The organism is Pseudomonas sp. (assembly GCF_030684895.1).
Lineage (GTDB): Bacteria > Pseudomonadota > Gammaproteobacteria > Pseudomonadales > Pseudomonadaceae > Aquipseudomonas.
Genome location: NZ_JAUXXP010000010.1, coordinates 15,454 through 34,456 on the forward strand (window position 1 = coordinate 15,454; position 19,003 = coordinate 34,456).

Below are 19,003 nucleotides of genomic sequence, written 5' to 3' on the forward strand. Positions count from 1 at the left end.
TTTTCTCATCCACCGGCGCGATCGCCAAGTGGTGGGCGGAAAAAGCGCCGTCCACCCTAGCTGTTTGTAGTACCGCAACATCTGTCTCTTAAACGCAGTACCCAGGAGGTGAAACAATTGAAGAAGAATGTTCTGATCATTGGTGCAGGAGGTGTCGCCAAGGTGGTGGCCCACAAGTGCGCGCAGCACAACGACGAACTCGGTCGGATTGCTATCGCGTCGCGCAACATCTCCAAATGCCAGGCCATCATCGACAGCGTAAAGGCCAAAGGTAGCTTGAAGCAGCCGGCCGAAATCCAGGCTTATGCCCTGAATGCGCTGGATATTGAAGCAACCAAGATGCTGATTCGCGAAACCGAATCGCAGATCGTGATCAACGTGGGCTCGGCCTTTCTCAATATGTCGGTGCTGCGCGCCTGCATCGAGACCGGCGCCGCTTACCTCGATACCGCCATCCACGAAGAACCGGGCAAGGTCTGCGAAACGCCGCCTTGGTACGGTAACTACGAGTGGAAGCACCTGGCCGAATGCCAGGACAAGGGCGTGACAGCTATCCTCGGCGTCGGTTTCGACCCGGGCGTGGTCAATGCCTATGCCGCATTGGCGCAACAGCAGTACTTCGACAGCATCGAGTCGATCGACATCCTCGACGTCAACGCCGGTTCGCACGGCAAGTACTTCGCCACCAATTTCGACCCGGAAATCAATTTCCGTGAATTCACCGGCCAAGTCTGGAGCTGGCAGAACAGCCAGTGGACCAGCAACAGCATGTTTGAAGTCAAACGCACCGACGACCTGCCTGTAGTCGGCGAGCAGAATCTGTACCTGACCGGGCATGACGAAGTGCATTCCCTGTCCAAACACCTGAACGTACCCAATGTGCGTTTCTGGATGAGCTTCGGTGAGCACTACATCAATGTGTTTACCGTGCTGAAAAACCTCGGCCTGCTCTCCGAGCAACCGGTAACAACCGCTGAAGGCCTGCAAGTGGTGCCACTGAAAGTGGTCAAGGCCGTACTGCCGGACCCGGCCTCGCTGGCGCCGGGTTACAGCGGTAAGACCTGCATTGGTGACCTGGTCAAAGGCACCAAGGACGGCAAACCGGCCGAGCTGTTTATCTACAACGTCGCCGACCACAAAGATGCGTACGTCGAGACCGACAGCCAGGGCATCTCCTACACCGCTGGCGTACCGCCGGTTGCGGCAGCCCTGCTGGTGGCGCGTGGTGATTGGGATGTGGCGCGCATGGCCAACGTTGAACAGTTGCCGGCTGAACCGTTCCTCAAGCTGCTCGATGTAATGGGCCTGCCGACCCGGATTAAAGATGCCAACGGCGACCGTCCCTGGGATCAGGCCCTCTGATTGGCTGCGCGTCGGCCATGCGTCGTTGAAAGTGCGCTCGGACTGCTCATTTACAGCAGTAAACTCCGCGTCCTCGCGCACTTTCGCCTAGCCTGGCTCTAGCTCGCTCAATCAGCCTAACGCCCGCCATTTTGGTGGGCGTTTTGCTTTCTACAGCTTTAGCCGCGACGTGGTATGGATGTGCGCCGCGCTTCCCGCCCGTGGCATTTCACGCGACAATCAACCCTTATCGACACGCGCCCCAACGTCGGGCGTGTGCTACGGCGACTCCGTGAGGAAACCAGCATGAGCAGCAACGACCGCGTCATTATTTTCGATACCACCCTGCGTGACGGCGAGCAGAGCCCCGGCGCGTCGATGACCGGTGAAGAAAAGCTGCGCATCGCCAAGGCCCTGGAGCGCTTGCGCGTCGACGTGATCGAGGCCGGTTTCGCCATTGCCAGCCCCGGCGACTTCGCCGCGGTCAAGGCAATTGCCGACAGCATCAAGGACAGCACCGTGTGCAGCCTGTCGCGGGCACTGGACGCCGATATCGACCGCGCCGCCGAAGCGCTCAAGGGCGCCAACTCCGGGCGCATCCACACCTTTATCGCCACCAGCCCGATTCATATGCAGTACAAGCTGCGCATGCAGCCCGATCAGGTGGTCGAGCAGGCTGTGCACGCGGTCAAGCGCGCGCGCAACCTGTGCAGCGATGTCGAGTTCTCCTGCGAAGACGCCGGCCGTTCGGAAATCGATTTCCTCTGCCGCATCATCGAAGCGGCCATCGATGCGGGCGCGCGCACCATCAATATCCCCGATACCGTCGGCTATGCGATTCCGCACCAGTACGCTGAGACCATTCGTCAGCTGCTTAACCGCGTAGCCAACGCCGACAAGGCGGTGTTCTCCGTGCATTGCCACAACGACCTGGGCCTGGCCGTGGCCAACTCCCTGGCTGCTGTGGTTGCTGGCGCCCGTCAGGTCGAGTGCACCATCAACGGCCTCGGTGAGCGCGCCGGTAACGCCGCGCTGGAAGAGATCGTCATGGCGATCAAGACCCGCGAAGACCTGCTCGGCGTGCACACGCGCATCGACACCCCGCATATTCTCAGCACCTCGCGCATGGTCTCCGGCATCACCGGTTTCCCGGTGCAGCCGAACAAGGCCATTGTCGGCGCCAACGCCTTCGCCCACGAGTCGGGTATTCACCAGGATGGCGTGCTCAAACACCGCGAAACCTACGAGATCATGTCCGCGCAGTCGGTCGGCTGGAACGCCAACAAGATGGTCATGGGCAAGCACTCCGGGCGCGCCGCCTTCCGCGCCCGTCTGGATGAACTGGGCATCGCCCTGGCCGGCGAAGCCGAGCTGAACGCGGCCTTCGCCCGCTTCAAGGCGCTGGCGGACAAGAAACACGAAATCTTCGACGAAGACCTGCAGGCTCTGGTTTCCGACACCCTGGCCGAGGAAGCGCCCGAGCACTTCAAGCTGGTGACCCTGGACGTCGCCAGCAAGACCGGCGAGGTGCCGCAGGCCCAGGTGGTGGTCAGCGTCGACGGTGCCGAGCGTAGCGGTAACGCCCAGGGCTCGGGGCCGGTGGACGCGACCTTCAAGGCCATCGAGTCGATTGCCAGCTCGGAGGCCAACCTGCAGCTGTATTCGGTCAACGCCATCACCCAGGGCACCGATTCGCAAGGCGAGGTGACCGTGCGCCTGGAGAAGGGCGGGCGCATCGTCAACGGCAATGGCGCCGACACCGACATTCTGGTGGCGTCGGCCAAGGCCTATATCAATGCGCTGAACCTGATGCAGGCCGGACAAAAAGCCCATCCACAGGCGGCTGACGTTTGATTGCAGAACTGCGCCGGCGTGCTTACCTGAGTGCCATGCAGGTGGCCAGCTGGCTGCCGCGTGTCGAGCTGCCGTTTGCCGCGCCCTCGCGCCCGGAGTTGCTGCAACCGCTGGTTGAGTCAGAGCCTGAGCCGGAGGTGGCTGCTGCCGCGCCACAGGCGGTGGCTGAAGCGGCGCCAGCCTATGAGCCGCCACTTGCCGAAACGCCCGTAGCTGCGCCAGCCCCTCGGCCCAAGGTCGAAGTGCCACGCCTGGCGCCTCAGGGGCGCATGGCCAAGGTGGAACCGGCTACAGCCGACGCCGAAACGCAGGTTACTTCCCAACCAACGCCCGTTGCACCACCGCGCTTTGCCTTGCAATTGCTGCGCGCCGGCGCTTGTGCGGTGCTGGTCGAACTGCCGACCGGCGAGCCGTTGCAAGGCCGCGACCCGGCTTATCTGCTGCTCAAGGATTTGCTGCGCGCCGCCGGCCTGCCGGACAGCCCGCAACTGATTGGCGAACCAGTGCGCTGGCCGCTGCTGGTGCGCGGGCAGATCGACCAGGGCCCGCAAGCGGCGCTGGAATATGTGCAGAGCTTTGTCGGCGCACGGTTGGAAGAGCAGGAGCCCTGCAGCTGCCTGTGGCTGGTGGGCTTGCCCGCCATTCGCTTTGCCGGTGAGGCCATTGCCGACGCCTATAACCGTGAGCTGCAGGTCGAGGGGCTGAGCGCTGCCTGGGCGCTGCCTGGCCTGGAGTTGCTGATGGATGAGCCCGAGCGCAAGCGCGAACTGTGGCAGGCCATGCGCCGCGTCCGCCAGCGCTGGTTGGCCGACAATTGAATACATCTTCCCGGTCTGCGGACCGAGGTTTCTACTGCGTGCGAGTCAATCTGAATGAGTGATGCAATCAGCTTCCGCCCGATGACTGCGACGGATATCGATGCGGTGCTGAAAATCGAATACGCCGCCTTCAGCCATCCCTGGACGCGCGGCATCTTTACCGACAGCCTGACCTCCTACAACTGCTGGGTGATGTTCGAGGGCGAGCAGCAGGTCGGTCACGGCGTGATCCAGATCATCATGGATGAGGCGCACCTGCTCAATATCACCGTCAAGGCCGAAAGCCAGGGCCGTGGCCTGGGCCTCAAACTGCTCGAACACCTGATGCAGCAAGCCCAGCAGCAGGGCGCCAATGATTGCTTTCTGGAAGTACGGGCGAGCAATCAGGTGGCCTACCGCCTGTATGAGCGCTACGGCTTCAATGAGGTCGGCCGGCGCCGTGACTATTACCCGGCCGTCGGCGGCCGCGAAGATGCCCTGGTGATGGTCTGCCCGCTGTTCGATTAGGCCCTTGCCCGGCAGCGTGCTGACACGATTGGCTACCGCGCGCGGCGTTATTCGCCGCTGACCTGACTCGGGGCTTGTCGCATACTGGCGTGCGCTGCCCAGCGGCAGCAGTATTCGGCCCATTGCCCTAAGGATCTGTCATGCGCCTGTCTGCTTCGTTGCTTGCGGTGTTCTGCCTATTCACCGCCGCTCAGGCCTTCAGTGCCGAACGCAGCTTTACCATCCTGCACACCAACGACTGGCAATCACGCCTGCTCGGCTTTGGCCCGAACAACGAATACTCCCCCGCTACCATCGGCGATGACGATACGGTCGGCGGTGTCGCGCGCCTGGCTACCTTGCTTGAACAGCGCCGCGCCGCGGCTGGTGAGCAGCCGGTGCTGCTGCTCGATGGTGGCGACTTCAGCATGGGCACGCTGTTTCATACCGTGACCCGCGAAACCGGCGGTGAGCTGCGCCTGATGACCGAGCTGGGCTACGACGCTGCGACCCTGGGCAACCACGAGTTCGATTTTCGTCCGGCCGGCTTGGCCGCGATGATCAGCTCGGCGCACAAGATCAAGGGCGATGCGCTGATGCCTTTGCTGTCGAGTAACCTCGGCTTTGACCCCGCGCGCAAGGAAGATGACAGCCTGCAGGCCCACTATGAGGCCGGGCGCATTGCGCCATACAAGCTGATCGACAAGGGCGGTATCCGCTTTGGTCTGTTCGGCCTGCTCGGTAACAACGCCGTGGCGGTCAGTCCGATGATCAAGCCGGCGGTGTTTGCCGATCCGGTGGTGACCGCCCGGGCCATGGTTGCCAAGCTGCGCGAGGAGGGCGCCGAGGTGGTGATTCTGCTCTCGCACATGGGCGTGGTGCAGCAGGATGACGGCAGCTGGCGCGGTGAGGAGGTCGAGCTGGTCGAGCAGGTGCCGGGCATCGATATCGTCGTCGGTGGCCACTCGCATACGGCCTTGGCGCAACCTGTGCTGGTCAACGGGCGTACGCCAGTGATGCAGGCTGGCTCCGAGATTCAGCACCTGGGCGAGCTGCGCATGCGGTTGCCGGCAGACGGCAAACCGCAGGTTGTCGACTATCAACTGCACCCGATCAATGACCAGATTGCCGGCAGCGCCGCGATCACCGCCCAGGTCGAGGATTTCAAACAGGTGGTCAGCGCACAGATGCTGGCGCCCAAGGGCTATACCTTCGATCAACCGCTGGCCAAGGTCGACAAGACCCTGACGCGGGAGTACGACGATCCAATCCTCGGCAATCTGGTCACCGATGCCCTGCGCCAGGCGACGGGCAGCGATGTCTCGTTTACCGGCAACGGCACCATCCGCGACAACCTGATCATGGGCCGGCATGGCGTGCAGGCGGTGTCCGACCTGTTCCGCATCGCCCCGCTGGGTGTTGGCGAGCTGGATGATGCGCCGGGCTATCCGCTGATCAAGGTGTATGTCAGCGGTCAGGAGCTGAAGAACCTGCTCGAAGTGCTGCTATTGGCCTATCAGGTGCGTGAAAGCAAAAGCTACTACCCGCGTGTGTCGGGACTGCGCTTCAGCTACAACCCCTGGCGCGTGCCGTTTGACCGGGTCAGCCGGATTGAGCTGGGCGACCCGATCAAGGGCTATACACCGCTCGACTTGGCCGATCAGCGCCTCTACAGCATCGGCGCCACCAGTTATGTTGGCAGCTTTACCTGGCTGGTCAGCGACCTGACCAAGGGCTTGCTCAGCGTGCAGCCCAAGGATGCCCAGGGCCAGCCGCTGGCGGCGATCAAGGACGCAATCATCGATGCCGACCCGCAGCAGCCCGGCGTGCAGGAATATAAAGAGTGGCAGGGCCTGCTCGACCATATTCGCAGCCTGCCGGACCTGGACGGCGACGGTCTGGCCGATATCCCGACCCAGGGCGCGGCGACCGAGCAGCGCATGCTGCGCGCGCCTAGCCTGCAGCCGGCTGAGCTATACCGCTATGCCGGGCCGCTGCAGTGGGGCGTGAGCCTGGTGCTGTTGGCGGGCCTGCTGCTGATTCTCTGGTTGCTACGTCGCCGCCGCGCCTGAACAGGCGGCTGTGATTGAGAGCCGCGCGTGCTTGTCAAAAGCCGGTGGCGCTCCTATGGTGCGCATCGACGAACCTGGGAGTGAAGCATGAGCGATCTACAACATCTCTTCGATAACAACGCACGCTGGGCCGAGGCGATCAAAGAGGAAGATCCCGAGTTCTTCGCCAAACTGGCCACGCAGCAGGTGCCGGAATACCTGTGGATCGGTTGCTCCGATGCGCGGGTGCCGGCCAACGAAATTGTCGGCCTGCTGCCGGGCGATCTGTTCGTGCATCGCAATGTCGCCAACGTGGTGCTGCACACCGACCTCAACTGCCTGTCGGTGATCCAGTACGCGGTCGATGTGCTCAAGGTCAAACATATTCTGGTCACCGGCCACTATGGCTGCGGTGGTGTGCGCGCCTCGATGCAGGACGGCCAGCTCGGGCTGATTGATGGCTGGCTGCGCAGCATTCGTGACCTGTACTACGAGCACCGCGAGCACTTGGCGCAATTGCCCAGCGAGGAGGAGCAGGTCGACCGCCTCTGTGAACTCAACGTGATCCAGCAGGTGGCCAACGTCAGCCACACCACCATCGTGCAGAACGCCTGGCATCGCGGCCAGCCACTGGCGGTGCACGGTTGCATCTATGGCATCAAGGACGGCCGCTGGAAGAACCTCAACGTTACCGTCAGCGGCATGGAGCAGCTGCCACCGCAATACCGTCTGCGCCCCCTCGGTCAGAGCTAGGCTATGCAATCTTCCGTGCGTGTCGCGCTGGCCGGGCTGTTACTGGCGACGCTGTGCTGGTCCGGCAATGCCCTGGTGGCCCGGGCGTTTGCTGGCGAAATCCCGCCGTTCGCCCTGTCATTCTGGCGCTGGAGCCTGGCTCTGGTGCTGCTGTTGCCCTTCGTGGCCAAGCCGCTGTGGCAACACCGCGCGGCATTGCGCGCCGCCGGCTGGCGCTTGCTGGTGCTTGCCGGCATCGGTATAGCGGGCTACAACAGCCTGCTCTACGCCGCCGCGCAAACCACCGCGGCGATCAATATCACCTTGGTCAACACTTGCCTGCCGCTGATGACCTTTATCGGCGCCGGCCTGCTGCTCGGTGAGTGGCCGCATCGCCGTGCCTGGTGGGGTATGGCGGTGGCCGCAGGCGGACTGCTGGTGCTAATCAGTAAAGGCAGCTGGGCCAGCCTCAGTGGCCTGGCATTCAACAAGGGCGATCTGATCATGCTGCTAGCGGTGGCCGACTGGGCGCTCTATTCATTGCTGCTGCGACGCTGGGCCAGCTACCTGCTGCCGATCCCCCCGCTGGCCCTGCTTGGTGTGCTGATGCTGCTGGGCGTACCGCTGATTCTGCCGTTCTATCTTTACGAACTGGCCCAGGGCGCACATTTCAACCTGACGGCAGAGAACGTGGCCGCCATCAGCTACACCGCGATCTTCGCCTCACTGCTGGCCTACCTCGCCTGGAACCACGCCATCCGAGTACTCGGCGCTGCCAAAGCCGCTCTGAGCAACTACCTGATGCCGGTATTCACCGCCATATTGGGCTGGGTGCTGCTGGGCGAAGGCTTGCAGAGTTATCACTGGCTTGGCGCTGTGCTGATCTTTACGGGCTTGCTGCTGGGGACTCAGGGGCGGGCGCGAAGTCGGTGAGGGGCGTGACGGGGCGTTTGCAATCCTGTGAGTAGCAGGCTTTGCGGCGATCACTGTGTAGCTGGCGTAGTTACAGCGGTTGAGTTCATCACAAGCGCAAGCGTTGGGCGTCCGTGAAAAATCTACGCAGACAAAAAAGGGCTTAGCTTTCGCTAAACCCTTGTTTTGTTTGGTGGCTACGCAGGGACTTGAACCCCGGACCCCAGCATTATGAATGCTATGCTCTAACCAGCTGAGCTACGTAGCCGAGTGGCGCGCATTATTCGCGTCTTGGGGTTGGGTGTCAACCCTGTTGAGTGAAAATTTCTGCGCGCGATCAATCGCTTACACGTTAAAGCGGAAATGCATGACGTCGCCGTCTTTAACGATGTAGTCCTTGCCTTCCAGGCGCCATTTGCCGGCTTCTTTGGTTCCAGCTTCGCCTTTGTATTGGATGAAGTCGTTATAGGCGATGACTTCGGCGCGGATAAAGCCTTTTTCGAAATCGGTGTGGATTACGCCGGCTGCCTGTGGAGCGGTGGCGCCGACTTTTACGGTCCAGGCGCGGACTTCTTCGACACCTGCGGTGAAGTAGGTCTGCAGGTGCAGCATTTCGTAGCCGGCACGGATCACGCGGTTCAAGCCGGGTTCTTCGAGGCCCAGGGCTTCGAGGAACATGTCTTTCTCTTCACCGTCGTCGAGCTCGGCGATTTCCGCTTCGATCTTGTTGCACACCGGCACCACGATCGCGCCTTCTTCGTCGGCGATGGCGCGCACGACGTCGAGCAGTGGGTTGTTCTCAAAGCCGTCTTCGGCGACGTTGGCGATGTACATCACCGGCTTCGTAGTGAGCAGGTGGAAGCCGCGGATCACCGCTTTTTCATCGGCGCTCATGTTCTTCATTAGGCTGCGTGCTGGCTTGCCTTCGCTGAAGTGGGTGATCAGCTGCTCCAGCAGGCCTTTCTGTACGACTGCGTCCTTGTCACCGCCTTTGGCGTTGCGGGTGACTTTCTGCAGCTGCTTTTCGCAGCTGTCGAGGTCGGCAAAGATCAGTTCCAGGTCGATAATTTCGATATCGCGCTTGGGGTCGACGCTGTTGGCAACGTGAATAACGTTGTCGTCTTCGAAGCAGCGCACTACGTGGGCGATGGCATCGGTTTCGCGGATGTTGGCGAGGAATTTGTTGCCCAGGCCTTCACCTTTCGATGCGCCGGCAACCAGGCCGGCGATATCGACGAATTCCATGGTGGTCGGCAGGATGCGTTTGGGGTTGACGATGGCCGCCAGCGCCGCGAGGCGTGGGTCGGGCATCGGCACGATGCCGCTGTTTGGCTCGATGGTGCAGAACGGAAAGTTCTCGGCCGCAATACCGGATTTGGTGAGGGCGTTGAACAGGGTGGACTTGCCGACGTTGGGCAGGCCGACGATGCCGCAGTTGAATCCCATGGTGTGTCCCTCGCGCGAATGGCGGTAAAGAGTTAGGAGGTGGCTTTCTGGCTGTGCAGCTTGTGCATGGCCTTGCTCCAGTCGCCTGCGAGTATTTCCTGCAGGCTGCCCAGGGCAAAGTCGATGCTGGTATCCAGCAGTTCCTGCTCGCTGCGTGGGGCGCGGCCGAGGACGAAGTTGGAGACCATGCTGCTGTGCCCGGGATGGCCGATGCCAAGCCGCAGGCGGTAAAAATTATTCTGATTGCCGAGCTGGGCGATGATGTCGCGCAGTCCGTTATGCCCGCCGTGCCCACCACCTAATTTGAGTTTGGCGACGCCTGGCGGCATGTCGAGTTCGTCGTGGGCCACCAGAATGGCTTCCGGCGGGATGCGGAAGAAATTCGCTAAGGCCGCTACGGCTTGGCCGCTGCGGTTCATAAAGGTGGTGGGGATCAGCAGGCGAACATCGCGGCCTTGATGGCTGAATTTGCCAACCAGGCCAAAATACTTTTTGTCGAGGCTCAGGTTGATGCGCTGGCTGTCGGCCAGGCGCTCAACGAAAAGGGCCCCTGCATTATGCCGGGTCTGGTCGTATTCAGGGCCGGGGTTACCCAGGCCAACGATCAGTTGTACGGCAGTCATGTCAGGAGCCCTTTTGTGGAAATAGCTCGGCAGAATCGCATGCCGAGCTGGTTTCCGACGCTGCGAGGTTTACTCGGCAGCGCCTTCGTCTTTAGCAACGCGGGAGGCGTGGATGTTAGCCACTGCCAGGTCGTTACCGTGAGCCAGTGCAACCAGCTCAACGCCTTTCGGCAGTTTCAGGTCGGCCAGGTGAACGATCTGACCCACTTCAACGGCAGCCATGTCGACTTCGATGAATTCCGGCAGGTCTTTCGGCAGGCAGGAAACTTCTACTTCAGCCAGGACGTGGGAGACTTCGCCGCCTTGCTGCTTCACGCCAACCGAAGTTTCCTGGTTGGTGAAGTGCAGGGGAACGATAGCGGTCAGTTTCTGGCCAGCGACAACGCGAACGAAGTCAGCATGCAGGACAAAGCCTTTGGCTGGATGGCGCTGCAGGGCTTTGATGATCACGCTTTCGTTGCTGCCGGCTACGTTCAGGCTCAGCACGTGGCTGTAGGCTGCTTCGTTTTCCAGCAGCTTGGCCAGTTCTTTGGCCAGCAGGCTGATCGATTGTGGGGCTTTTTCGCCACCGTAAATTACGGCAGGAACCATGGCAACGTTACGACGCAGGCGGCGGCTCGCACCTTTCCCCAGGTCGGAACGCACTTCGGCATTCAGGGCAAATTCAGTCATTTCACTTCTCCAAAATAACCAAACCGTCCGTTACGCTTGCGACCAGCGACGGGACGGTTGGTTGAAAAGCCTTGCCATCAGGGCAGGGCGTTTGCGCTCAGGGCGTATTCCGAATTAACGGAACATCGCGCTGATCGATTCTTCATTGCTGATGCGGCGAACCGCTTCAGCGACTACCGGGGCGATGTCCAGTTGGCGAATACGCGAACAGGATTGCGCAGCGGCGGACAGCGGGATGGTGTTAGTCACCACCAGCTCGTCGAGTACGGATTTTTCGATGTTTTCGATCGCGCGGCCAGACAGTACAGCGTGCGTGGCGTAGGCGAAGACTTTCGAGGCGCCATGTTCTTTCAGCGCTTTGGCGGCGTGGCACAGCGTGCCGGCGGTATCCACCATGTCGTCGACCAGGATGCAGGTACGGCCTTCAACGTCACCGATGATGTGCATCACTTCGGAGTGGTTGGCTTTCTCGCGGCGCTTGTCGATGATCGCCAGGTCAACACCCAGGGACTTGGCTACAGCGCGTGCACGCACTACGCCGCCAATGTCTGGGGAGACGATCATCAGGTTTTCAAAGCGCTGGTCTTCGATATCGTCCACCAATACTGGGGAGCCGTAGATGTTATCTACCGGGATATCGAAGAAACCCTGGATCTGATCCGCGTGCAGGTCGACGGTGAGAACCCGGTCGATACCTACAACGGTGAGCATGTCAGCCACAACTTTGGCGCTGATGGCCACGCGAGCGGAGCGCGGACGGCGATCCTGGCGGGCATAACCAAAGTAGGGGATGACTGCAGTAATTCGGGTCGCTGAGGAGCGGCGGAAGGCGTCGGCCATCACTACCAGTTCCATCAGGTTATCGTTGGTTGGCGCGCACGTCGGTTGAATCAGGAAGACGTCTTTACCGCGGACGTTTTCGTTGATTTCAATCATGATTTCGCCGTCGGAAAACTTACCGACAGAAGCATCACCGAGGGGAATGTGCAGCTGACGTACGATACGTCGCGCCAGATCGGGGTTAGCGTTCCCCGTAAAAACCATCATCTTGGACACGCGCAGTACCTGCCGGCTGGGGGTATACCTGGATGAGTACAGAAATGGCAGGGGCGGCTGGATTCGAACCAACGCATGCCAGGATCAAAACCTGGTGCCTTACCGCTTGGCGACGCCCCTGTATCCTGTGTAACCGAATGCGTTGAGTTGTGTATCCGCTCCAGGGCGGAAATGGCAGGGGCGGCTGGATTCGAACCAACGCATGCCAGGATCAAAACCTGGTGCCTTACCGCTTGGCGACGCCCCTATTACCGTACAACTCTGTGCTCTTAATTACTAAGAGCGAACATTCACTTCCTGACCAATGTTTCGAGCTTGCGGTGCAACATCGAAATGTTACGGCCTTGGGCAATAAAACTTGGCAAAGTGGCTGGAAGTTGGCGGGCGACTTTATCAGCATCGTCCTGGTTTGGGAAGCTCCCAAACACACAAGCTCCAGTGCCGGTTAATCTGGTTGGAACAAATTTGTTCAACAAGATCAAAGCGTTACGTACTTCAGGATAACGCTTCTGGACTACCGGCTGGCAGTCATTACGACCACCCCCCTCAAGAAGGCTGCGAACTTTAATGGGCGGCGTATCCCGTGTCAACTCGGGGTCGGAGAAAATTTCCGCTGTGCTGACAAGTACTTGCGGAATCGCGACAAGAAACCAGGGTTCGCTCAGGGTCACCGGTTGCAGCTTTTCCCCCACGCCTTCGGCAAAGGCGGCGTGGCCGCGCACAAATACCGGCACGTCTGCGCCCAGGCTCAGGCCCAGGGTGGCCAGTTGATCTTCGCTACAGCCCAGCTGCCACAAATGGTTGAGGCCGAGTAGGGTGGTGGCGGCATCCGAGCTTCCGCCACCAATGCCGCCGCCCATGGGCAGGCGTTTGTCCAGCCAGATGTCGGCGCCCTGCGCACAGTTTGCGTGTTGTTGCAGCAGGCGCGCGGCGCGCACGATCAGGTTGCTGTCGTGGGGCACGCCGTCGATGGGGGTGTGCAGGTGAATCTCACCGTCGCTGCGCAAGGCAAAGCCCAGCTCATCGCCGAAGTCGAGAAACTGAAACAGGGTCTGTAGCTCGTGATAGCCATCGGCGCGGCGGCCGAGGATATGCAACATCAGGTTGAGCTTGGCCGGTGCCGGCAGAATCAGCTCGGCAGCGGCGGGTAGTGCCGGGGCGCTCATTGACCGAGCTGGCGTGGTTGCCAGTCCTTGATGACCAGGGTGACTTGCAGGTCAAAGCCGCTGAGCTTGATACGTTCCGGCAGCCAGAAACCATTCTGCTCGGCATAACTCAGGTACTCGACGTACCAACCGTCCTGGCTCAGTTGCGCCAGGTGGCTTTGGCTGTCGAGGTTCAGGCGGCTTTTGCTATTCGGGGAGGGGAGGCCGCGAATCCACCAGAGCAGGTGCGAGACAGGCAGGTTGAGCCCCAGCTGGTCTTGCAGCAGTTGTTCCGGCGACTCGGCCTGGTAACGGCCCTGATTGGCCACTTCCAGCTGAATGGCGCCGGGGCGGCCGGTCAGGCGTGCAGCACCGCGACCCAGTGGGCCGGATAGGCGGATGTCGTAGTAATCCTGGCGTTGCAGCCAGAACAGGGTGCCGCTGCCGGAGTCTTTCGGTGCACGGATGCCGACCTTGCCGTTGATCTGCCAGGCGTCCAGGCGGCTGATCTGCTGCTTGTGGGCTTGCCAGCTTTGCGCATCACCCTGGCCTTCGAGTGCTTCACGGGAGGTCAGGCCGGCGCAGCCTGCTAGTAATAAAATCAGGCTGAAAACTATCAGGTGGCGCGCAAGCATCAGAGTGTCTCTGCTCCGGTCAGGCGCAGCAGAGTGCTGCGCAGGATTGGGCTGTCGGGTTGCTGTTTCAGGGCTTCGTGCCAGAGTTTGCGCGCTTCTTTCTGTTTGCCTTGCGCCCACAGTACTTCGCCCAGGTGTGCGGCGACTTCATGATCGGGGAATGCCTGCAGTGCTTGGCGCAGCAGGCGTTCAGCCTCATCCAGGTTGCCCATGCGGTAATTTACCCAGCCAAGGCTGTCGAGAATCGCCGGGTCGTTTGGGTTGAGCTGGTGCGCTTGCTCGATCAGTGCTTTGGCTTCGGCGTAGCGTGTGGTGCGGTCGGCCAGGGTGTAGCCGAGGGCATTGAGCGCCATGGCGTTGTCTGGTTCGCGCTCGAGAATAAAGCGTAGGTCCTCTTCCAGTAGAGATAGATCATCACGCTTTTCCGCAAGCATGGCGCGGGTGTAGAGCAGGTTGAGGTCTTCCGGGAACTGCTCCAGGGCTTGCTGGATCAGCTGCCAGGCGCGCTCGGTATTGTTTCGCTTGGACCAGGCCTCGGCCTCGATCAGGTACAGCTGGATGGCGTAGTCGGGCTGGTATTCGCGGGCCTTGCGCAGGCGCTCAGCGGCTTCGTTGGCGCGTTTTTGCTTGAACAGCAGCTCGCTCTGCCGGGATTGGGCAGGCAGGTAGTCATTGCCGGGGCCGACCAAGGCGTATTCGATCAGTGCGCTGGGTATATCGCCGAGTTCTTCATAGGCGCGTGCCAGATTGTAATGCGCGGCGTCGCTGTGGCTGCCGCGTTCGACCAGTTCTTCCAGATAGACAATCGCCTCTTTCCAGGCTTTGGCTTCCAGGCAGACCAGGGCGAGAGAGAAACGCAGGTCGTCGTCATTGGGGTGTTGCTGCAGCAGCGAGGCAAATTCGCCCTTGGCTTCATCCAGGCGATCTTCGGCGACCAGCAGGCGGGCGTAGGTCAGGCGCAAGCGTTTGTCGTCCGGGTACTGCTTGATGCCTTTTTCCAGCAGCGGCAGGGCATCGTCATTGCGCTCAAGGCCCTGCAGCAGGCGAGCGTGCAGCAGGATCGAGGCAATGGGGCGGTTCTTGCTGGGTTGTTGCTCCAGCAGTTCCAGGGCTTCCTGCGGGCGGCCATCCTGTTGCAGCAACAGGGCTTTGCCAAATTGCAGCTGGCTGTTGTCCGGGTATTTGGCTTGCAGGCGATCAAAGCTTTGTAGCAGGCCAGCGCGGGTATCCGGGTCAGTTTCCGCGGCGGACAGGGCGAGGAAGTCGAAATGCGTATCGCCCTGACGTTGCAGCACCTGCTCCATAAAAGTCATGGACTCGTCGTAACGGCCGGCGCGTGCCAGTTGCACGGCGGCGGCGCGCTGAGCGTCGATATTCTCGGGGGCGGTCTTGGCCCACAGCAGGCTGGTTTCCAGCGCGGGTTGCTCGGCCCCTAGATACTCGGCTATACGAAAACCGCGCTCGGCGACGCCAGCATCCTGGGTGGCATTGGCCTGCTCTACATAATTTTCCAGGGCAATGTCGAAGCGGTTGCGTTGGCCCGCCAGTTCCGCGATCAGCAGCGACAGCAGGGTTTCCTGGCTGAAATTGCGGTAAACCTGCGGCTGAGTTTCTGCGGCAACAACCGCAGGATCTTCCACCGGTGGCGTGCCATCCGGGGCAGAGGGAGCAAAGGTCTGGCAGCCACTTAAAAAGGCAGCGGCAGTCAGCAAGGCGAAGGATCTATTCATAGGAAGAGTATGTGGCCAACCTGCGGTTTGGGCATCATGACACAAGCGCTGGGGCAAGCCCATGGGCTGCAATGATGCGGATTAAGAGATAAACCTGGCTATTGGGACAATAGGCCGCAGTGGTTGTTCTCGCTTTGCCGAAGTAGGACAATTGCCGGCTTCCACTCCCTGTCAGCGACGTGCATGGCCTTTATTGCCCTCGGTATCAACCACAAGACCGCCTCGGTGGACGTCCGCGAACGCGTGGCTTTCACTCCCGAGCAGTTGGTTGAGGCATTGCAGCAGCTGTGTCAGCGCACCAGCAGTCGTGAGGCGGCGATTCTCTCGACCTGCAATCGCAGTGAACTGTACCTCGAACAGGATGACCTGAGCGCCGATGAAGTGCTGGCCTGGTTGGCCGCCTATCACCGGCTAAGCCTCGAAGAACTGCGCGCTTGCGCCTATATCCATGCCGATGACGAAGCCGTGCGCCATATGATGCGCGTGGCCTCGGGGCTGGACTCTATGGTGTTGGGCGAGCCGCAGATTCTTGGCCAGATGAAGTCGGCATTTGCCGTGGCCCGTGAGGCCGGCACCCTCGGCCCACTGCTCGGGCGCTTGTTTCAGGCCACCTTCAGCACCGCTAAAACCGTGCGCACCGATACTGCGATTGGCGAAAACCCAGTCTCCGTGGCCTTCGCTGCCGTTAGCCTGGCCAAGCAGATTTTCGCCGACTTGCACCGCAGCCAGGCGCTGCTGATCGGCGCCGGTGAAACCATCAGCCTGGTCGCCCGTCATCTGCACGACCAGGGCATCAAGCGCATCGTCGTCGCCAATCGCACCCTGGAACGCGCCAGCAGTCTGGCCGAACAATTTGGCGCGCACGCCGTGCTGCTCTCGGAAATCCCCGATGAGCTGGTCAACAGCGATATCGTGATCAGCTCCACTGCGAGTCAATTGCCCATCTTGGGCAAAGGCGCGGTGGAGCGGGCGCTGAAGCAGCGCAAGCATAAGCCGATCTTTATGGTCGATATCGCCGTACCGCGCGATATTGAGCCGGAAGTCGGCGAGCTGGACGACGTCTACCTGTATACCGTCGATGACCTGCATGAGGTAATCGCCGAGAACCTCAAAAGCCGCCAGGGCGCCGCTCAGGCAGCCGAGGAGTTGGTTAGCGTTGGCGCCCAGGACTTTATGCAGCGCCTGCGCGAGCTGGCCGCAGTGGATGTGCTCAAGGCCTACCGTCAGCAGGCCGAACGCCTGCGTGACGAGGAGCTGAACAAGGCCCTGCGTCTGCTCAACAACGGCAGCTCGGCTGAGGATGTATTGGCGCTGCTGGCTCGCGGTCTGACTAACAAACTGCTGCATGCGCCCAGCGTGCAGCTGAAAAAATTCTCTGCTGACGGCCGCGTCGATGCGCTGGGCGTGGCTCAAGAACTGTTTGCCCTCGACGAGGGCGCGCCGCCTGCTTCTACCCATAGCAGCTCGGCCAATAAATAAAGGTCTGCAATGAAAGCGTCACTGATCAATAAACTCGACCTGTTGCAGGATCGTTTCGAAGAGCTGACTGCGCTGCTTGGCGATGCCGAAGTGATCAGCAACCAACCGCAGTTTCGCGCCTACTCCAAGGAGTACGCCGAGATTGAGCCGGTGTATCAGGCGTTCAGTGCCTTCCGCAAAGTCCAGTCCGACCTCGAAGGCGCGCAGGCGCTGCTCAAAGACAGCGACCCGGACATGCGCGAGATGGCCGAAGAGGAAGTCGCCGAGGCCAAGGAACAGCTGATCGAGCTGGAAGCCAGCCTGCAACGCATGCTGCTGCCCAAAGACCCCAACGACGGCCGTAACGTATTCCTCGAAGTGCGCGCCGGTACCGGTGGCGACGAGGCAGCGATCTTCTCCGGCGACCTGTTCCGCATGTATTCGCGCTATGCCGAGAAGCAGGGCTGGCGGGTGGAGGTGCTGTCGGCCAGCGAAGGCGAGCATGGTGGCTACAAGGAAGTGATTGCCCGAGTCGAGGGCGACAACGTTTACGGCAAGCTCAAGTTCGAGTCCGGTGCGCACCGCGTGCAGCGCGTGCCTGAGACCGAATCCCAGGGCCGCATCCACACCTCGGCTTGCACCGTCGCGGTGTTGCCCGAGCCGGATGAGCAGATGGCTATCGACATCAACCCGGCCGATTTACGTGTCGACACCTACCGCAGTTCCGGTGCGGGCGGCCAGCACGTTAACACCACCGACTCGGCGATCCGCATCACCCACATTCCTACCGGCACCGTGGTGGAATGTCAGGAAGAACGCTCGCAGCACAAGAACCGCGCCAAGGCCATGGCCTGGCTGGCGGCGAAACTCAAAGACCAGCAGGAAGCTGCCGCGCATAAGGAAATTTCCGACTCGCGCAAATTGCTGGTGGGTTCCGGTGACCGTTCCGAGCGCATTCGTACCTACAACTTCCCGCAAGGTCGGGTCACCGATCACCGCATCAACTTGACCCTGTATTCGCTCAATGAAGTGATTGCTGGCGGCGTTGAAGCGATCATCGAGCCGCTGCTGGTCGAGTATCAGGCCGATCAGCTGGCTGCGCTGGGCGATTGATTCGCGCTTTTCGTAGCCCGGATGCAATCCGGGAGCGACCTTTGACGCATGTCCCGGATTGCATCCGGGCTACGGAATAAATGCCATGGTCACCATCGAATCCCTGCTTAACACCGTCGATCTACCCGACTCGCCCACCCCGCGTTTGGACGCCGAGCTGTTGCTCGCCCATGCCCTGGGTAAGTCGCGCAGTTATCTGCACACCTGGCCGGAGCGTGAGCTTGAGGCCGAGCAGCTTGAGCGTTATCAGGCGATGCTGGTGCGGCGTCAGGCCGGCGAGCCGGTGGCGTACATCCTCGGTCAGCAGGGCTTCTGGAGCCTGGAGTTGGAGGTGGCGTCGCACACCCTGATTCCGCGTCCGGATACCGAGTTGCTGGTGGAGACAGTCCTCGCGCTGCTGCCGGCCACGCCCGCTGCGCTGCTGGACCTGGGCACCGGCACCGGTGCGATTGCCCTGGCGCTGGCCTGCGAGCGCCCAGCCTGGCGGCTAACCGCTGTGGACCGCGTGCCTGAGGCGGTGGCCCTGGCTGAGCGCAACCGCGCGAGGCTTAAACTGGACAATGCCACTTTTATTGAAAGCCACTGGTTTAGCGCCTTGGCCGGGCAGCGTTATCAGCTGATTGTCAGCAACCCGCCGTATATCGCCGCCGATGATCGGCATCTGGTCGAGGGCGATGTGCGCTTCGAGCCGAGCAGCGCCCTGGTAGCCGGTGCGGATGGTCTTGATGATATCCGCCTGATCATCCAACAGGCTCCGGACTATCTTGAAGCAGGCGGCTGGCTGCTGCTGGAACATGGTTTCGATCAGGCGGCTGCAGTGCGCGAGCTGCTTAGCGCGCGTGGTTTTAGCGCGGTAGAAAGCCGGCGTGACCTCGGCGGCCATGAGCGCATCAGTCTGGGACGCTTCAATAATGAGTGACGCCATGAGCTC

General features: G+C 61.1%; 17 protein-coding genes and 3 tRNA genes. 10 read left to right on the forward strand and 10 right to left on the reverse strand.

Annotation, left to right across the window (positions count from 1 at the left end):
* Positions 1 to 117: 117 nt before the first annotated feature.
* From Q8M42_RS01220 to Q8M42_RS01250, 7 genes are all read left to right on the forward strand, one after another.
* Positions 118 to 1,362 carry a saccharopine dehydrogenase family protein gene (locus Q8M42_RS01220; RefSeq protein ID WP_305283013.1) on the forward strand — a complete coding sequence of 415 codons (1,245 nt, stop codon included), beginning with the start codon at positions 118 to 120 and terminating at the stop codon, positions 1,360 to 1,362.
* A gap of 285 nt (positions 1,363 to 1,647) precedes the next feature.
* Positions 1,648 to 3,195: a 2-isopropylmalate synthase gene (locus tag Q8M42_RS01225; protein WP_304866536.1), complete on the forward strand. Its 1,548-nt coding sequence runs from the start codon at positions 1,648 to 1,650 to the stop codon at positions 3,193 to 3,195.
* Positions 3,192 to 4,013, forward strand: a complete 822-nt coding sequence (locus Q8M42_RS01230) for an energy transducer TonB (protein ID WP_304866534.1) — start codon at positions 3,192 to 3,194, stop codon at positions 4,011 to 4,013. The genes Q8M42_RS01225 and Q8M42_RS01230 overlap by 4 nt, the downstream gene beginning before the upstream one ends.
* Positions 4,014 to 4,067: 54 nt before the next feature.
* A complete protein-coding gene (gene rimI / locus Q8M42_RS01235) occupies positions 4,068 to 4,520 on the forward strand; it encodes a ribosomal protein S18-alanine N-acetyltransferase (protein ID WP_304866532.1) in 453 nt (150 codons plus the stop codon).
* A 140-nt stretch (positions 4,521 to 4,660) separates the two neighbouring features.
* Complete coding sequence (locus Q8M42_RS01240) at positions 4,661 to 6,571, forward strand: bifunctional UDP-sugar hydrolase/5'-nucleotidase (protein WP_304866529.1); 1,911 nt, start codon at positions 4,661 to 4,663, stop codon at positions 6,569 to 6,571.
* Positions 6,572 to 6,658: 87 nt separating this feature from the next.
* A complete protein-coding gene (can, locus tag Q8M42_RS01245; RefSeq protein ID WP_304866526.1) occupies positions 6,659 to 7,303 on the forward strand; it encodes a carbonate dehydratase in 645 nt (214 codons plus the stop codon).
* A 3-nt stretch (positions 7,304 to 7,306) separates the two neighbouring features.
* Positions 7,307 to 8,215 (forward strand): DMT family transporter, encoded by a 909-nt coding sequence (locus tag Q8M42_RS01250; RefSeq protein WP_304866524.1) that lies wholly within the window; start codon positions 7,307 to 7,309, stop codon positions 8,213 to 8,215.
* Between the two features lie 170 nt (positions 8,216 to 8,385).
* Here the strand turns inward: Q8M42_RS01250 and Q8M42_RS01255 are convergent.
* The 10 genes from Q8M42_RS01255 to Q8M42_RS01300 all read right to left on the reverse strand — a co-directional run bounded on the left by Q8M42_RS01255 (position 8,386) and on the right by Q8M42_RS01300 (position 15,501).
* Positions 8,386 to 8,462 (reverse strand) — tRNA-Met (locus tag Q8M42_RS01255).
* A 77-nt stretch (positions 8,463 to 8,539) separates the two neighbouring features.
* The gene (gene ychF, locus Q8M42_RS01260; RefSeq protein ID WP_304866522.1) at positions 8,540 to 9,640 is read right to left on the reverse strand and encodes a redox-regulated ATPase YchF; all 1,101 of its coding nucleotides are present in this window, start codon (positions 9,638 to 9,640) and stop codon (positions 8,540 to 8,542) included.
* Between the two features lie 32 nt (positions 9,641 to 9,672).
* Entirely contained in the window at positions 9,673 to 10,263 is a 591-nt protein-coding gene (gene pth, locus Q8M42_RS01265; RefSeq protein ID WP_304866519.1) for an aminoacyl-tRNA hydrolase, read from the reverse strand.
* Between the two features lie 69 nt (positions 10,264 to 10,332).
* Entirely contained in the window at positions 10,333 to 10,935 is a 603-nt protein-coding gene (locus Q8M42_RS01270) for a 50S ribosomal protein L25/general stress protein Ctc (RefSeq protein WP_304866517.1), read from the reverse strand.
* A 114-nt stretch (positions 10,936 to 11,049) separates the two neighbouring features.
* Positions 11,050 to 11,991, reverse strand: a complete 942-nt coding sequence (locus tag Q8M42_RS01275) for a ribose-phosphate pyrophosphokinase (protein ID WP_090251437.1) — start codon at positions 11,989 to 11,991, stop codon at positions 11,050 to 11,052.
* 45 nt (positions 11,992 to 12,036) lie between these two features.
* Positions 12,037 to 12,111, reverse strand: a tRNA-Gln gene (locus tag Q8M42_RS01280).
* A 52-nt stretch (positions 12,112 to 12,163) separates the two neighbouring features.
* Positions 12,164 to 12,238, reverse strand: a tRNA-Gln gene (locus Q8M42_RS01285).
* Between the two features lie 43 nt (positions 12,239 to 12,281).
* Positions 12,282 to 13,157: a 4-(cytidine 5'-diphospho)-2-C-methyl-D-erythritol kinase gene (gene ispE / locus Q8M42_RS01290; RefSeq protein ID WP_304866510.1), complete on the reverse strand. Its 876-nt coding sequence runs from the start codon at positions 13,155 to 13,157 to the stop codon at positions 12,282 to 12,284.
* On the reverse strand, positions 13,154 to 13,771 hold the full coding sequence (gene lolB / locus Q8M42_RS01295) for a lipoprotein insertase outer membrane protein LolB (RefSeq protein ID WP_304866507.1): 618 nt from the start codon (positions 13,769 to 13,771) through the stop codon (positions 13,154 to 13,156). The genes ispE and lolB overlap by 4 nt, the downstream gene beginning before the upstream one ends.
* Positions 13,771 to 15,501 (reverse strand): tetratricopeptide repeat protein, encoded by a 1,731-nt coding sequence (locus tag Q8M42_RS01300; protein WP_304866504.1) that lies wholly within the window; start codon positions 15,499 to 15,501, stop codon positions 13,771 to 13,773. Before Q8M42_RS01300 ends, lolB begins: the two co-directional genes overlap by 1 nt.
* 183 nt (positions 15,502 to 15,684) lie before the next feature.
* Here Q8M42_RS01300 and hemA point away from each other — a divergent pair, with 183 nt between their 5' ends.
* The 3 genes from hemA to prmC all read left to right on the forward strand — a co-directional run bounded on the left by hemA (position 15,685) and on the right by prmC (position 18,991).
* Complete coding sequence (hemA, locus tag Q8M42_RS01305) at positions 15,685 to 16,980, forward strand: glutamyl-tRNA reductase (protein ID WP_304866501.1); 1,296 nt, start codon at positions 15,685 to 15,687, stop codon at positions 16,978 to 16,980.
* 9 nt (positions 16,981 to 16,989) lie between these two features.
* Positions 16,990 to 18,072, forward strand: a complete 1,083-nt coding sequence (prfA, locus tag Q8M42_RS01310; protein ID WP_304866499.1) for a peptide chain release factor 1 — start codon at positions 16,990 to 16,992, stop codon at positions 18,070 to 18,072.
* Between the two features lie 85 nt (positions 18,073 to 18,157).
* A complete protein-coding gene (gene prmC / locus Q8M42_RS01315; RefSeq protein ID WP_304866496.1) occupies positions 18,158 to 18,991 on the forward strand; it encodes a peptide chain release factor N(5)-glutamine methyltransferase in 834 nt (277 codons plus the stop codon).
* Positions 18,992 to 19,003 lie beyond the last annotated feature (12 nt).

Coding starts and splice junctions, on each gene's coding strand:
- Q8M42_RS01225 (WP_304866536.1), top strand. CDS start 1,648: ATGAGCAGCAACGACCGCGTCATTATTTTCGATACCACCCTGCGTGAC.
- rimI (WP_304866532.1), top strand. CDS start 4,068: ATGAGTGATGCAATCAGCTTCCGCCCGATGACTGCGACGGATATCGAT.
- Q8M42_RS01240 (WP_304866529.1), top strand. CDS start 4,661: ATGCGCCTGTCTGCTTCGTTGCTTGCGGTGTTCTGCCTATTCACCGCC.
- can (WP_304866526.1), top strand. CDS start 6,659: ATGAGCGATCTACAACATCTCTTCGATAACAACGCACGCTGGGCCGAG.
- Q8M42_RS01250 (WP_304866524.1), top strand. CDS start 7,307: ATGCAATCTTCCGTGCGTGTCGCGCTGGCCGGGCTGTTACTGGCGACG.
- ychF (WP_304866522.1), bottom strand. CDS start 9,640: ATGGGATTCAACTGCGGCATCGTCGGCCTGCCCAACGTCGGCAAGTCC.
- pth (WP_304866519.1), bottom strand. CDS start 10,263: ATGACTGCCGTACAACTGATCGTTGGCCTGGGTAACCCCGGCCCTGAA.
- Q8M42_RS01270 (WP_304866517.1), bottom strand. CDS start 10,935: ATGACTGAATTTGCCCTGAATGCCGAAGTGCGTTCCGACCTGGGGAAA.
- ispE (WP_304866510.1), bottom strand. CDS start 13,157: ATGAGCGCCCCGGCACTACCCGCCGCTGCCGAGCTGATTCTGCCGGCA.
- lolB (WP_304866507.1), bottom strand. CDS start 13,771: ATGCTTGCGCGCCACCTGATAGTTTTCAGCCTGATTTTATTACTAGCA.
- Q8M42_RS01300 (WP_304866504.1), bottom strand. CDS start 15,501: ATGAATAGATCCTTCGCCTTGCTGACTGCCGCTGCCTTTTTAAGTGGC.
- hemA (WP_304866501.1), top strand. CDS start 15,685: ATGGCCTTTATTGCCCTCGGTATCAACCACAAGACCGCCTCGGTGGAC.
- prfA (WP_304866499.1), top strand. CDS start 16,990: ATGAAAGCGTCACTGATCAATAAACTCGACCTGTTGCAGGATCGTTTC.
- prmC (WP_304866496.1), top strand. CDS start 18,158: ATGGTCACCATCGAATCCCTGCTTAACACCGTCGATCTACCCGACTCG.